Origin of the sequence: Paracoccus sediminis (assembly GCF_900188295.1) — a bacterium.
GTDB classification, from domain to species: Bacteria; Pseudomonadota; Alphaproteobacteria; order Rhodobacterales; family Rhodobacteraceae; genus Paracoccus; species Paracoccus sediminis.
Genome location: NZ_FZNM01000004.1, coordinates 17,639 through 31,357 on the forward strand (window position 1 = coordinate 17,639; position 13,719 = coordinate 31,357).

General features: G+C 64.4%; 14 protein-coding genes, 2 tRNA genes and 1 pseudogene. 11 read left to right on the forward strand and 6 right to left on the reverse strand.

The genetic code is table 11. The features are described 5' to 3' along the window. The first annotated feature begins 98 nt into the window (after positions 1 to 98). The 4 genes and pseudogenes from CHB77_RS07775 to CHB77_RS18880 all read left to right on the forward strand — a co-directional run. Positions 99 to 1,067 (forward strand): TRAP transporter substrate-binding protein, encoded by a 969-nt coding sequence (locus CHB77_RS07775; protein WP_089387648.1) that lies wholly within the window; start codon positions 99 to 101, stop codon positions 1,065 to 1,067. Between the two features lie 4 nt (positions 1,068 to 1,071). After that, complete coding sequence (locus tag CHB77_RS07780) at positions 1,072 to 1,566, forward strand: TRAP transporter small permease (protein WP_089387649.1); 495 nt, start codon at positions 1,072 to 1,074, stop codon at positions 1,564 to 1,566. After that, the gene (locus tag CHB77_RS07785) at positions 1,559 to 2,848 is read left to right on the forward strand and encodes a TRAP transporter large permease (RefSeq protein WP_089387650.1); all 1,290 of its coding nucleotides are present in this window, start codon (positions 1,559 to 1,561) and stop codon (positions 2,846 to 2,848) included. Before CHB77_RS07780 ends, CHB77_RS07785 begins: the two co-directional genes overlap by 8 nt. Before the next feature lie 90 nt (positions 2,849 to 2,938). Beyond that, positions 2,939 to 3,099, forward strand: a pseudogene (locus CHB77_RS18880) (protein NO VEIN domain-containing protein); the annotation flags it as partial. Positions 3,100 to 3,107: 8 nt separating this feature from the next. Here CHB77_RS18880 and CHB77_RS07795 read toward each other — a convergent pair. Further along, a complete protein-coding gene (locus CHB77_RS07795; protein WP_089387651.1) occupies positions 3,108 to 3,323 on the reverse strand; it encodes a hypothetical protein in 216 nt (71 codons plus the stop codon). Between the two features lie 148 nt (positions 3,324 to 3,471). Next, the gene (locus tag CHB77_RS18020) at positions 3,472 to 3,678 is read right to left on the reverse strand and encodes a hypothetical protein (protein WP_131023335.1); all 207 of its coding nucleotides are present in this window, start codon (positions 3,676 to 3,678) and stop codon (positions 3,472 to 3,474) included. Positions 3,679 to 3,753: 75 nt separating this feature from the next. Here CHB77_RS18020 and CHB77_RS07800 point away from each other — a divergent pair, with 75 nt between their 5' ends. Further along, on the forward strand, positions 3,754 to 4,308 hold the full coding sequence (locus CHB77_RS07800; RefSeq protein WP_131023334.1) for a hypothetical protein: 555 nt from the start codon (positions 3,754 to 3,756) through the stop codon (positions 4,306 to 4,308). Here CHB77_RS07800 and CHB77_RS07805 read toward each other — a convergent pair. Together CHB77_RS07805 and CHB77_RS07810 are read right to left on the reverse strand one after the other, a co-directional pair. Further along, entirely contained in the window at positions 4,305 to 5,975 is a 1,671-nt protein-coding gene (locus CHB77_RS07805) for a formate--tetrahydrofolate ligase (RefSeq protein ID WP_089387831.1), read from the reverse strand. The two genes, CHB77_RS07800 and CHB77_RS07805, sit on opposite strands and share 4 nt — an antisense overlap. A 66-nt stretch (positions 5,976 to 6,041) precedes the next feature. Next, positions 6,042 to 6,629, reverse strand: a complete 588-nt coding sequence (locus tag CHB77_RS07810; protein WP_089387832.1) for a uracil-DNA glycosylase family protein — start codon at positions 6,627 to 6,629, stop codon at positions 6,042 to 6,044. 157 nt (positions 6,630 to 6,786) lie between these two features. On the opposite strand from CHB77_RS07810, the gene CHB77_RS07815 reads away from it, so the two are divergent. The 3 genes from CHB77_RS07815 (at position 6,787) to kdsA (ending at position 9,996) form a co-directional block, all read left to right on the forward strand. Beyond that, positions 6,787 to 7,440 carry an ABC transporter ATP-binding protein gene (locus tag CHB77_RS07815; RefSeq protein ID WP_089387653.1) on the forward strand — a complete coding sequence of 218 codons (654 nt, stop codon included), beginning with the start codon at positions 6,787 to 6,789 and terminating at the stop codon, positions 7,438 to 7,440. Between the two features lie 70 nt (positions 7,441 to 7,510). Further along, entirely contained in the window at positions 7,511 to 9,157 is a 1,647-nt protein-coding gene (locus CHB77_RS07820) for a KpsE/RkpR family capsule polysaccharide export protein (protein ID WP_242626588.1), read from the forward strand. Then, entirely contained in the window at positions 9,154 to 9,996 is an 843-nt protein-coding gene (gene kdsA / locus CHB77_RS07825; RefSeq protein WP_089387655.1) for a 3-deoxy-8-phosphooctulonate synthase, read from the forward strand. Before CHB77_RS07820 ends, kdsA begins: the two co-directional genes overlap by 4 nt. On the opposite strand, the gene CHB77_RS07830 is transcribed toward kdsA, so the two are convergent. Then, positions 9,993 to 11,168, reverse strand: a complete 1,176-nt coding sequence (locus CHB77_RS07830) for a BaiN/RdsA family NAD(P)/FAD-dependent oxidoreductase (RefSeq protein WP_089387656.1) — start codon at positions 11,166 to 11,168, stop codon at positions 9,993 to 9,995. The two genes, kdsA and CHB77_RS07830, sit on opposite strands and share 4 nt — an antisense overlap. Before the next feature lie 94 nt (positions 11,169 to 11,262). Here CHB77_RS07830 and CHB77_RS07835 point away from each other — a divergent pair. Then, positions 11,263 to 11,337, forward strand: a tRNA-Gln gene (locus CHB77_RS07835). A 252-nt stretch (positions 11,338 to 11,589) separates the two neighbouring features. Here CHB77_RS07835 and CHB77_RS07840 read toward each other — a convergent pair. Then, a tRNA-Ser gene (locus tag CHB77_RS07840) sits at positions 11,590 to 11,679 on the reverse strand. Between the two features lie 93 nt (positions 11,680 to 11,772). Here CHB77_RS07840 and CHB77_RS07845 point away from each other — a divergent pair. Further along, positions 11,773 to 12,624 carry a hypothetical protein gene (locus CHB77_RS07845; protein ID WP_089387657.1) on the forward strand — a complete coding sequence of 284 codons (852 nt, stop codon included), beginning with the start codon at positions 11,773 to 11,775 and terminating at the stop codon, positions 12,622 to 12,624. Then, a complete protein-coding gene (locus CHB77_RS07850) occupies positions 12,621 to 13,688 on the forward strand; it encodes an NUDIX domain-containing protein (RefSeq protein ID WP_242626587.1) in 1,068 nt (355 codons plus the stop codon). The genes CHB77_RS07845 and CHB77_RS07850 overlap by 4 nt, the downstream gene beginning before the upstream one ends. Positions 13,689 to 13,719: the final 31 nt, after the last annotated feature.

The window sequence follows — 13,719 nt, forward strand, 5'->3', positions numbered from 1 at the left end:
CGACCGAACACGATCTGCCGCCCAATTGCTGCTTCACAGGTTGCGCATGTCTGTCCGCTGGCGCTAGTTTCTTTCGATCCGAGGGAGGGACTTGAGACATGAAGCATTTTGTTGCCGCCGCTTTGCTTGGCTCGCTGTTTGCCGCGCCTGTTGCCGCGCAGGAAATCAAGATCGGCTATGCGCTGGCCGAGGACAGTCATTATGGCGCGGGGGCCAGGGCTTTCGAAGAGTCGCTGAAGGCCAGTCTGGGGGACCAATTCAGCTTTCGTCATTTTCCATCCTCGGGCCTCGGAGGCGAGCGCGAGGTTCTGGAAGGGCTGCAACTCGGGACGGTCGAGATGACCATTGCCTCGGACGGCACCCTGTGGAACTTCGTTCCCGAAGTCGGCGTTCTGGGCATCCCGTTCCTGCTCCGCGACAAGGAACATGCCCGCGCCGTTCTGGATGGCGAAATTGGCGACGAGATGCTTGCCAAGTTCGATGATGCGGGTCTGCACGCACTGGCATGGGGAGAGCAGGGTTTCCGCCATATCACCAGCAACCGTGGTCCCATTGAGACCCCAGCCGATCTTGCGGGCCTCAAGATCCGCACCATGGAAAACCCGGTTCACATCGAGGCGTTCCGTGCCCTTGGCGCAGCCCCCACGCCCATGGCATGGCCCGAGGTGATCGGCGCCCTGCAGCAAGGGGCGATCGACGGTCAGGAAAACCCGCTTTCCGTAATCGTCTCGGCCAAGCTGAACGAGGTGCAGAAGAACCTGACGCTGGACGGGCATGTCTATTCCTCGACGATCATCCTCGTCTCGCCGTCGCTCTGGGGTACGCTTGACGATGAGCAGAAGGCCGCCTTCGAAAAAGCCGCCGACGACGCCGTCGTCGCCATGCGTGCCTATGTGGACGAGGTGGATGCATCGGGTGTGGCCCAGTTGCAGCAAGCCGGCATGACGGTGAACGAGTTGACGCCCGAACAGAAAGCCGCCTTCCGCGATGCCTTGGCCGAACCTTACAAGTCCTATGAAGCGCAGTTCGGCAAGGATCTGATGGACCGGATTCAGGCGGTCGAGTAATCCGGTGCGCCGTCTTGAAAACGCCTTCGTGACGCTGAACGGCATCGTGCTGGTGCTTGGGCTGATGGTAATGTCGGTCATTCTCGGGTGGAATGTCCTTGGCCGCTATCTCACGGGCAATTCGCTGACCTGGGCAGACGAGGTGGCGCGCTATTCGATGATCTGGCTGACCTTTCTCGGCAGCGGGCTGGCGCTGCGCGAGGGCGCGCATGCCGCCATCACCAATGCACAGGACGCGATGCCGGGTCCGTTGCAGCACGCGTTGCGCGTCCTGATCCTGCTGGCGCTGCTGGGCTTCTTTGCGTTCATGGTATGGGTCGGCATCGACTATATGAACCGGATGGCCGTCCAGCGGTCGGCCGCCTTGCGTGTTCCGATGAAATGGGTCTACGCGGCAATGCCGGCGGGCTTTGCCCTGATGATCGTTCATCTGGCATTGATGGCGCCGCGCTATCTGCGGGCGGGCCTGCAACATTCGGAAGAGACCGCCCTTGGCTGAGATCATGATCGCCGCCTTCCTGATCCTGATGATTATGGGGGTTCCCGTCGCATTCAGCCTCGCCATGGCGGCCTTTGCGGCGGTGGCGATTGATGGACGCTATCCGATGGTTGTGGTGGTGAAGGAAATGTTCACCGGCCTTGACAGCTTTCCGCTTCTGGCGGTGCCGTTTTTCATCCTTGCGGCCGAAATCATGTCCACGGGCGCCATATCGCGCATGTTGCTGCGGTTCGCGTCGCAATTTGTAGGCCATCTGCGGGGTGGGCTGGGCTATGCAAACGTGCTGACGGGAACCCTTTTTGCCGGAATCTCGGGTTCGGCCCTAGCGTCGGCCGCGGGGCCGGGGGCGATGATGGCCCGGATGATGGAGCGGAGCGGCTATTCCAAGGCCTATGCCGGCGCGCTGACGATCTCGGTTTCGGTCGTGGACCCGATCATACCGCCGTCGATTACGATGATTATCTATGCGCTACAGGATCGTAACGTATCGGTGGGCTCACTGTTCATGGCGGGCGTGCTGCCGGGCTTGCTGATCTCGGGCCTCGTCGCCGGGGTGAACTGGTGGATCAGTCGCAAGCGCGACTATCGCAGCCAAGAGGCCCGGCCGTCGGCATCGGAAATGCTGCGCAACACGATCGCCGCATTGCCGGCGCTGCTGCTGATCGTCGCGATCGTCGGGGGCATCCGCGGCGGTATCTGCACTCCGACCGAGGCGTCGGTGGTGGCAGTCTTTTATGCCATCATCGCCAGCGCGGTTATCTATCGCGGCTTTACCCTTACCGATCTGTGGGGGGCTTTCCTGCGTTCGGCGATCATGTCGGTCGCCGTGCTGATGATCTTGGCCTCGGCCCGCGCCTTTGCGTGGGTGCTGATTATCGAGGGGGTTCCGCAAGCCATGGCCGATGCCGTGATTGCGATGGACCTGTCGCCTGTCGCCTTTCTTCTGATGGTCAATGTTCTGCTGCTGTTCTTTGGCATGTTCATGGATCCGCTGCCGGGTGTCATGATCCTGGTTCCGATCCTGGCACCCATTGCCCATGGCCTCGGCATCGCGCCGGATCAATTCGCCATTATCGTCATCGTCAACTTGACGTTCGGCCTCATGACCCCGCCGGTGGGCGGGCTGATATTTGTCGTCGCTTCGGCCACCAAGCAAAAGCCGTCGGCGCTGGTGCGAGAGTTGCCGCCCTTTTTCCTTGCGGCGATTGCGTCGCTGCTGATCCTGACCTTTGTGCCCGCTTTGTCGACCTGGCTGCCCATGGTCAGCGGCTTTGGCCGCTGAGATGTGACAAGGAGACAGGATTTTCCTCTGCCGGCATCCGCTTGGCGCCATACTGTTTCCGGCTTGACGTCACCGTCCCAAGCTTTGGCGTTCCACATCATGCGCAACGAACTGGCCGCGGCCGAGGAACCCCGGTCGGAATGGCGCCTGTTCCGGCTGGGGATTTCTTGCGCGAGCCGAAGGCGTTCGAACTGCACCCGCCGCTGGACGCGCATGTCGCGCCGACCGCGACGACGTTTCAGGCAACTTTCCCTGAGGCTCAGTCGAACAGCCGCTCTGGCTGTTCGTGCCACGGCAGGGCCGCAACGTCGGTCAGTTTCAGCAGGGTCACGGCGGGCACCTCGCGCTTGTGGATCTGGCGCTTGAAAACATCCGGCGCAAGATAGGGCTGCGACCGAAAATCCGTCCCGCCCTGTGTCCGGGCATACGCGATCCATTCCAGGGAATTGGCGGCGCGATAAATCCTTCTTGGCATCCAACCATATATTTTTCATGGAGAAACAATTGAAAATTTTCATATTTTCTTGTTCTTTTTTACTGTGTTCCCTGAAAAAGAATTATTGCCAAATCCTTTACCGAGGTTTCTAATTCCTGAACACACGACCGAGGGGACCATGCTCATGTCACACAGCCCTGCCTACAAGCAGTTGCTGACCTTGATCGGCGCGCGAAGCCAGCAATGGCTGCGATTCCAGATTGAACAGTTCCCGACCGAAGCCCGGCTGGATCACGATCATCTGGACAATCTGGCCGAAATTGCAGTTGCTGCATATATTTGTACCGGACTGCGCGGAACCGCCGCGCCGGTTGAAAGCTTTCTTCGCGGACATTTTACACCGGATTTCGTCGGCATATTCCTGTCGTCACTTGGGCGGGGCAGGGCGCGGACCAGTCGGGGCACCGCCATGTTCAGAATTCTGACGCCGGAAGACCGGGCAGGCATCGAATTGTGGCAGCCCTTGTCCCTGGCGGATCGCCTGGCATTGTCCGACCGCCTGGACGCGCCCCTTCTGGCCGAGGCGCAGGCTTTTCTGAAAGCACCTGTTCCCGAAGAACAGCTGACCGAGGGGGTAATCGACACATATGCGCGGGTTCTGGCCCTGTGTTATCGGTTCGGTGCGGAACGGCCGCGTTTTGCCGATTCCCGCACCTATGGCGATGCCTATGCCAACTGCCTGCGCTTTGCGGATTGGGCACAACGCAAGGGCCGGCTGACGCCCTTGGCGCAATTGTGCTTCTGTCTTCGCCTGATCGACCCGGATCATGACGTGTCGCCGATGCTGGCCGATATCGTGGCCAGCCAGCGGCCCGACGGATCGTTTCCCGTCCAGGTGGGCTTTGGAACCGGCGATCAGGATCGAGAGGCACTGGCCCCCACTCTGGCTGCCTTGGTGGCTGTGCACATGGCCGTGTACCGCCAGTGGCGCCGTCCCCAGCCCACCTTGCCCCTGGCGGCCTAGAACAGCCCGTCGATCTGTCCTCTGTCGTTCAATCCAATGGTTCGGGCTGCCGGATGGCGGGGCAAGCCGGGCATGGTCATCACCTGTCCGCAGATCGCCACCACAAAGCCCGCACCGGCGTTCAGACGGACCTCTCGCACCGGGATGACGTGGCCTTCGGGCGCGCCGCGCAGGGCGGGATCGGTTGAAAAGGAATATTGCGTCTTGGCGATACAGATCGGCAAATGGCCATGGCCCTCCTCCTCCCACTGATCCAGCTGGGCGCGAACACCGGGCAGGGCCTCGACATGCGCGGCCCGATGGATGCGGGTGCAGATCGTTTCGATCTTTTGCCAAAGCGGCATGGAATTAGGATAAAGCGTGTGGAAATCCCTGTCGCCCTGCTGCACCAGATCGACCACCTTGTGCGCCAGATCCTCGGCCCCGGCGCCGCCTTGCGCCCAATGACGGCACAGGATCGCCTCGGTTCCATGACGATGACAGTAATCCTTCAGCGCCGCGATCTCGGCCGGGGTGTCGCCGTCGAAGTGATTTGCGGCAACCACCAGAGGCAGGCCGAAGCCCCGCAAGTTCTCGATATGGCGGCCCAGGTTCGCGCAGCCCCGCGTGACCGCTGCGACATTTTCCGTGCCAAGGTCGTTTCTGGCCACGCCGCCGTTCATCTTGAGGGCGCGGATGGTGGCAACCAGAACCACGGCGGCAGGCGACAGGCCCGCCAGACGGCATTTGATATCCAGGAACTTCTCGGCCCCCAGGTCGGCGCCGAAACCGGCCTCGGTCACGACGTATTCGGACAGGCGCAACGCCGTGTCGGTGGCGATCACGCTGTTGCAGCCATGGGCGATGTTGGCAAAGGGACCGCCATGGACCAGGGCGGGATTGTTTTCCAGGGTCTGCACCAGGTTCGGCTGCAAGGCGTCGCGCAACAGAACGGTCATCGCGCCATCGGCTTGCAGGTCGCGCGCCGTGACGGGGCGGCGGTCGCGGGTATAGGCCACGACGATCCGGCCCAGACGTGCGTGCAGGTCGTCCAGGTCGCGGGCGAGACAGAGGATCGCCATCACCTCGGACGCGACGGTGATGTCGAAGCCGGTCTGCCGCGCAAAGCCGTTGGACACACCGCCCAGCCCCACCACGATATCGCGCAAGGCGCGGTCGTTCATGTCCATCACACGGCGCCAGGTGATCCGGCGGGTGTCGATGTCCAGGTCGTTGCCCCAATAGAGGTGGTTGTCGATCATCGCGGCCAGCAGGTTGTGGGCCGCCGTGATGGCATGGAAATCGCCGGTGAAGTGGAGGTTCATCTCCTCCATCGGGACGATCTGGGCATGGCCACCGCCGGCCGCGCCGCCCTTCATCCCGAAGTTCGGGCCGAGACTGGCTTCGCGGATGCAGATCGTGGCGCGCTTGCCGATGCGGTTCAGCGCGTCGCCCAGGCCGACGGTGGTGGTCGTCTTTCCTTCGCCCGCGGGGGTGGGGTTGATGGCCGTCACCAGGACCAGATGACCGCGCGGACGGTCGGCCAGCCGGGCGATGGTATCGTGCGCGATCTTGGCCTTGTCGTGGCCGTATCGCAGGATGTCGTCTTCCGCCAGGCCCAGCCGCGCGGCAATGCGGGCGATGGGCAGCTTGTGGGCGGCGCGGGCGATCTGAAGGTCGGTCGTCATGCCGACCGGGATGACGCGGCAGGCGGGGGCTGTCAACATCGCCCGAACAGGGGCCGGACCAAAGGGTCAGTCGTTGCGCGCCAGTTCGGCGCGGATTGCGACACGCAGGTCGGGCAACAGATCCGTCTCGAACCACGGATGGCGGCGCAGCCACCCCGTGTTGCGCCATGACGGATGGGGCAGGGGAAAGACCGACGGCGCGTGATCCCGCCAGGCCGCGACGGCGCCCGTGACATCGCGCAGGCCCAGATGCCACCGGATCGCATGGCCGCCGACCAGCAGCGTCAGCCGGGGCCGCAGCCGATCCATCACCTGCGTCCGCCATGTCTTTGCGCACAACGGCGGCGGCGGCAGGTCTGACCCTCGCGCGTCATACCCCGGAAAGCAGAATGCCATCGGCACGATGGCAATGCGGTCCTGATCGTAGAACAGGTTTTCCGTAACCCCCATCCAGTCGCGCAGCCGGTCCCCGGACCGATCGGTGAACGGCCGCCCGCTGAGATGCACCCGCATTCCCGGTGCCTGACCCACGATCAGGATGCGCGCGGCGGACCGGAACCACACCACGGGCCGGGGATCGTGGGCGGTGGCGGTGGCAGCAAATCGGGACGCGCACAGCCGACAGGCGGCGATGGAATTTTCCAGATGGGACATAAGGAACAGATAGTGAAAATCCACGCCATTTGAAGGGTGACAAACGCCTGTTCGAGAGGCATCAAGAAAGGCGAAAACTGGACACGCCACTCGCCTTATCCTAGTGTCGGGATCGCCGCGCGGTGGGGCGAGGGCTGCGTGGCGGCAGGGATGGCGGATGCTGGAATTCGACAACGTCTCGAAGTCGTTCTGGACGGGAACGCGCCGCAAGGTGATCTTGGACGGGGCGTCCTTTCGGGTCGAGCTTGGCAACTCGCTGGGCATCCTTGCGCCGAACGGCACCGGCAAGACGACGCTGGTCAACATGATGTGCGGGTTGGAAAAACCTGACGAGGGGACGATCCGCCGCACCTGCCGCATTTCCTTTCCGCTAGGCTTCATGGGCGGCGTGGTCGGCAAGCATTCGGGAAACGAAAACGCGCGCTATATTGCGCGGATTTACGGGCTGGATCCCGATTATGTGTCGGCCTTCACGCGCTGGCTGACGGATATCGACGAATATTTCGACATGCCGGTCGGCACCTATTCGGCCGGGATGCGCCAGCGCTTCACCTTTTCACTGTTGCTGGCGCTGGAATTCGACATCTATCTGATCGACGAGGGGATGCCGCAGACCACCGACGTCGAATTCAACCGCAAGGCGGGCGCGGTGCTGTACGACCGTCTGAAGACTGCGACCGTGGTGATCGTGTCCCACCAGCCCGCCACCATTGAAAAATTCTGCCGATCCGCCGCCATCCTGCGGGACGGGCGGCTGTACTCCTTCGAATCCCTTGCCGAGGCGAAACAGTATTATGACTATACCGCCTAAGGTCCGCCGCTATCATGCCTCGGCCTCCGAATCCGTGCGCCCAGATGCCCCGCCCCCGGCGGGCCAGGCCATGTCGGACATTCGGATCTCGGTCCGCAGGAAGAACGCGGGCACTGATGCCACGCCGCAGGACAGCGAACGCGACCGCCTGATGCGCACCGATCCCATCGACGACGGGCTGCTGTCCCACGTCGGACCCCCCGGCGCGCTGGCCACGGGGTCCGATGACGATCTGGATGCGCAGCTTGACCGGGTGCGCAAGGAAAACCTGTCCGAACGCCAGCTGCGGATCGCGCGCCGCATCGCCAGCCTGCACCGGATCGAGGTGGCAACCGACGAGGAAGCCGTTCTTCGCCTGCGCCAGCGCGGCATCGATCCGTCGCATCGCGTGGCGCTGGGGCAGATCCTGTCCAGCGAAGGCAGTCGCGCCCAGGCCCGGTCGGCCGTCAACACGCCCGCGGTCCCCATGCGCAAGCCGCCGTCCCCGCCCGCCAGGCCGGGAAACGACGCCGGTCCCAAGCGGCCCGATCTGCCCTCGCGCGAGGCGCTGACCGAGGAAAAGCGCGCCGCCGAGATTTTCCGCATCCAGCGCGACATCGCCCGGCGTCGGCGTCGGCGGATGGCCATGCTGGCGCTGCGGCTGCTGGCGCTGGTGATCCTGCCGACGGTTCTGGCGGGCTGGTATTATTTCCGCGTCGCCACGCCGCTGTATGCGACCGTCTCGCAATTTCGGATCCAGTCGGCCGAAGGTCAGGGCGGCGCGGGGGCCGAGGGCCTTGGCGGGCTGCTGTCGGGGTCGCAACTTGCCACCAACACCGATTCGGTCGCGGTGCAGAGCTATCTGACCTCTCGGGATGCCATGCTGCGGCTGGATGCCGACAAGGGGTTCAAGGCGGCGTTCCAGAATCCCGGCATCGATCCGGTCAAGCGCCTGGCCCCCGATGCCACCAACGAGGCTGCGTTCGAACTGTACATGGATTCGGTCAAGATCGGCTACGACCCGACCGAGGGGATGATCGACATGGAGGTGATCGCCCCCGATCCGCAGCAAAGCCATGATTTTTCGGTCGCGCTGATCGACTATGCCGAAGAACAGGTGGACCAGATGACCTCGCGTCTGCGCGACGACCAGATGGAAGGGGCCATTGCCATCTATCAGGACGCCGAATCCAAGGTGCTGGCCGCCCAGCGCCGCGTCCAGGAATTGCAGCAGACGCTGGGGGTTCTTGACCCGGTCGCCGAAGGCACGGTGGTGATGAACCAGATCGCCGCGCTGGAAACGCAACTGGCGACCAAGCGGCTGGAGCTGGGCCAGGTGCTGTCCAACAGCCGGCCGTTGCAAAGCCGCGTCGGCGCACTGCGCGGCGACATCGCCCGGCTCGAGGAGATGATCGGCCAGACCCGTCTGCAACTGACCCAAGGCGGCGGCGACCGCAATTCGCTGGCGCTGATTTCCGGCGAACTGCGGATCGCGGAAAGCGACCTTCTGACCCGGCAGGAACTGCTGGCCACCGCCGCAGCCCAGATGGAAGGCGCGCGGATCGAGGCCAACAAGCAGGTCCGGTATCTGTCCCTGTCCGTCGCCCCCGTGCCCCCGGACGAGGCAACCTATCCCAGGGCGTTCCAGAATACGCTGGTGGCCTTTCTGATCTTTTCGGGTATCTATCTGATGCTGTCGCTGACAGCCTCGATCCTTCGCGAACAGGTATCCACATGAACCCTGCCAAGCACATCCACATCCGTGATCTTTCCTGCGGCAACGACCTGCCCCTGGTGGTGATCGCGGGTCCCTGCCAGCTGGAAACGCTGGATCATGCGCTGATGGTGGGCGAACGAATGGCCGATGCCTGCGCGCGCGCCGGGGCCGGGTTCGTCTTCAAGGCCAGCTATGACAAGGCCAACCGCACCTCGCTGCAAGGGCGCCGGGGCATCGGGATCGAGGAGGGGCTGGATATCCTGGCAACCGTCCGCGACCGCCTTGGGTGTCCGGTGCTGACCGATGTGCACGACGCGGAACAGGCGGTCCGTGCGGCCCAGACCGTGGACGTGATCCAGATACCGGCCTTTCTGTCGCGCCAGACGGATCTGCTGCTGGCGGCGGGCAGGACGGGCGCCGTGGTCAATGTCAAGAAAGGTCAGTTCCTGGCGCCATGGGACATGGAAAACGTGGCCGACAAGGTTGCCTCGACGGGCAACGGCAACATCCTGTTGACGGAACGGGGGGTCAGTTTCGGCTATAACACCCTGGTGGCCGATATGCGTTCGCTGCCGATCATGGCGCGCACGGGCTATCCGGTCATCATGGACGCGACCCATTCGGTGCAGCAGCCCGGCGGGCAGGGCGGATCGTCGGGCGGACAACGCGAATTCGCGCCGGTGATGGCGCGGGCCGCCGTGGCCACCGGGGTGGCCGGCGTGTTCATCGAAACGCACGAGGATCCCGACAACGCTCCGTCGGATGGACCGAACATGATCCCGCTGGACCGGATGCCTGCCCTGGTCGCGTCGCTGATGTCCTTTGACCGCCTGGCCAAGGCCGATCCGGTAATGGGCTAGCCCGCGCGGCCCGCGGCATCGGCGGATGCCCAGGCCCACTGGAAATTATACCCCCCCAGCCAGCCCGTGACGTCGACGCATTCGCCGATGAAGTACAGCCCTGGCACCTTGCGTGCCTGCATCGTGCGCGCATCCAGATCGCGCGTGTCGACGCCGCCCACCGTCACCTCGGCCGTGCGATAGCCTTCGGTTCCCACAAGACGGACCTGCCAGCGGTTCACCCGCGCGCCGACCGCCTCCAGCCGGGCATTGGACTGATCTGCCAGCCGGGCCTGTGTCAACCCGGCCTGATCGCAGATCGCCGCAGCCAAACGATCCGGCAGAATCCGGCCGAGGGCCGAGGCAAGGGTCGCGCCTCCTGCGCCGGACCGCGTGGCCTTCAGATCCCCCGCCACGTCCCTGTCGGGCGCCAGGTCGATCAGCAGGGTTTCCCCCGGCCGCCAGAAGCTGGAGATTTGCAGGATCACCGGCCCGCTGAGGCCGCGATGGGTGAAAAGCAGCGCGTCGCGAAAGCGTGCGCCGCCGTGGCGGATCTCGGCCTCCACGGAAACCCCGGCCAAGGGGCGGCACAGGACCAGCTCCTGTTCCGCAAAAGTCAGGGGAACCAGACCGGCACGGGGTTCCACCAGCCGCAGTCCGAATTGTTCGGCGATGTCATAGGCAATTCCGGTCGCACCCATTTTCGGGATCGACTTTCCCCCGGTCGCGACGATCAGCCGCGCGGCGCGGATCGGGCCGGAAGACGTGTCGGCGACAAACCCCGTCCCATCATGGCGGATGCCGTTCAGCGTCGTTTGCATCCTCAGATCGGCACCCTTCATCCGATCCAGCAGCATCCGCGTGATCTGCGTGGCCTTGCCGTCGCAGAACAGTTGCCCCTGTGTCTTCTCGTGCCAGGCGATCCCGGCACGGTCCACCAGCCCCACGAAGTCCTCCGGGGTGCAACGGGCCAAGGCACTGGCCGCAAAGCGCGGATTCCCCGACAGAAACCGATCCGGCGCCGTGGCAAGATTGGTGAAATTGCACCGGCCACCGCCAGATATGCGGATTTTTTCCCCCGGATCGCGCGCATGATCCAGCACCGCCACGCGCCGTCCCTGCCGCAGGGCGGAACCCGCGCAAAACAATCCCGCCGCCCCGGCGCCTACGATCAAGACATCCAGCTGTTCCATCGGGGCGGCATAATGCGTCGCCTTCCGAGGCACAAGTTTTGCGATTTTTCGGCTTGCGCGCCCCTGCGGCCTTGGCTATTCACCCCCACACAGTTGGGGCGTGGCCAAGTGGTAAGGCATCGGTTTTTGGTACCGTGTACCGTAGGTTCGAATCCTACCGCCCCAGCCAACATATCCAGACTCTTGAAAGCGTTGTCTGAAGGTACCGCGAGGCAGTCATAAAGGCTCATGTCCTCCATGACTGTCGCGTTACATTATACCAAAAACGCCGGTTTTTTTTGACGCGCTATATCTGCCCTGAGAGACCGGTTCCGGGCCTCCCGACGCAGGGGCCAGTGCTCAGCCCCTCCCGCATAACCCTCGAATACAACGGAAAAATCCGGCCGCAGCCGGATCGGGAGAACGCTTTCGCAAGGGCAAGTGGCGGAGAGGGTGGGATTCGAACCCACGGAACCCGTGAAGGCTCAACGGTTTTCGAGACCGCCGCATTCGACCACTCTGCCACCTCTCCGCGCGTCGTGGTGAGGCGGGGATTTAGATTGGCAGGGGTTGAAGCGCAAGGGGTTTTGTCGAAAAAAGCGAAGGGATCAGGAAAGGATGCCGGATGCTGCGGTTGCTGACGCTTTGCCTGCTGGTGGCCCTGTCCGGGCCGGGTCACGCGCAACCGCGCCTGCCGGTTCAGACCGACCAGCAGATCACCGACAGGGTCTGGACGATCATGCAGTTGAACCGGCTTGTCCCGATCCTGCAGGACGAGGCCATGGCCGAGGGGCGGGAGTTGGCCGCCACGATGTTCCCGCGCGGCGGCACGGGGCTGTGGCTGGATCGGGTGCGCGCCTTGCACCATCCTGACCGCATCAAGGGATTGTTCCTGCGCGGCGCGTCGGATGCCCTGAGCGCCGCGGGTCCGGCCGATGTTCAGGCGGGTCTGGCGTTTTACCTGACCGGTCTTGGACAGCGGATCCTGATGCTGGAAGGAAAGGCCCGCGCGGCGATGCTGGATGAGAGGGTCGAGGCGACCGCCCGTGCCTCTTATGCCAGGGCGGTCCGGCTGTCCCATCCGCGCGCGGCCCGGATCGCCCGTCTGATCGACACCGCCGACCTGATCGGTCCGAACGTGGCGGGCGGTCTGAATGCCTCGATCGCGTTCTCGAAGGGATTCGAGGCCGGGGGCGGTTTTCCGATGCCGATGTCGGAAACCCAGATCATCCGGGATGCCTGGGCGCAGGAACCCGAATTGCGGGCCGATACCGAGGCGTGGATCGGCGCCTATCTGTACCTTGCCTATGCCTCGCTGACGGATGCGCAGTTGGACCTGTACATCCGGTTCGCGGCATCCGATGGCGGGCGGGCCTTGTCGCAAGTGATGTTCGCGGGCTTCGACGCGGCATTCGGGCAAACAGCCTATGACCTGGGACTGGCGGCAGCGGCCGAATTGCGGGGACGGGAACTGTGACGGACGCCGTGATCGTGGTGGGAGTCCTGGCCGATCCCCGGATGATGGCCGCCTTGGGCCTGACCGGAACGCCCGTGGCCTTGCGCGGCAGGCTGACGGGTGGCGCGCGGGCCGGGATCGATCGCGACGGCTGGCCCCGTCTGGCAGGGGGGCCGGGAACGGTGGCGGCAATGCGGGTGGCGCCCAACGCCGGTCTTGCGCGCTATGCCGCCGTCATGGGGCTGGTGGCGCACGACCGTCCCGACGGGCCGGTGCTTGGGGTCGGGGACGGTTGTGCCGATGGCGAGCCTCAGGCCGATCTGGCGGCGGCGATCGCGCGCCGGATCCTGATGGCGCCCCATGACCGCCCTGCGGATCGGGTTGCCCGGCGATTGCCGATGATCGGCGTCTGGGCCGCCAGCGAACTGCGGGGCGCGCCGGGACCGGCATCGGGGGGCGATCTGGTGTCCCGGCGTGGACCGGCGGATGTCCAGATCCTGCGGCGCGACGAAACCTTTGCGGGATATTTTTCGGTCGAGGTCTGCGAGTTGCGCCACCGCACCCACGCGGGCGGCATGACCCCGCCCGTTCGGCGCGAAGGGTTCGTATCGGGCGATGCGGTCGTGGTGCTGCCCTGGGATCCGGTCCGCGACCGCGTTCTGCTGATCGAACAGTTCCGGCTGGCGCCGCTGTTGCGCCGCGACCCGCAGCCCTGGCTGCTGGAAACCGTGGCGGGCCGTGTCGATGCCGGGGAAACGGTCGAGGATGCCGCCCGCCGAGAAGCGCGCGAGGAAGCGGACCTGGCCGTCACCCGCCTGTTTCCCGCGATCCACAACTATCCCAGCCCCGGCGCGTTTGCCGAATACCTGTATACCTATGTGGGCATCGCCGATCTGCCTGACGGGATCGAGGGCGTGCATGGCCTGGAAAGCGAATCCGAGGATATCCGCGGTCATCTGCTGGCCCGCGCCGACCTGACCGGGATGGCCATGGCGGGCCAGTTGACGAACGGCCCGCTGGCCATGATCGCGTTGTGGCTGGAACTGCGGCACAGGGCGATCCGGGTGGAACTGGGGCTTGGCTGACCGGGCGCGGGCTTGTGCCCCGGCGGGCGTC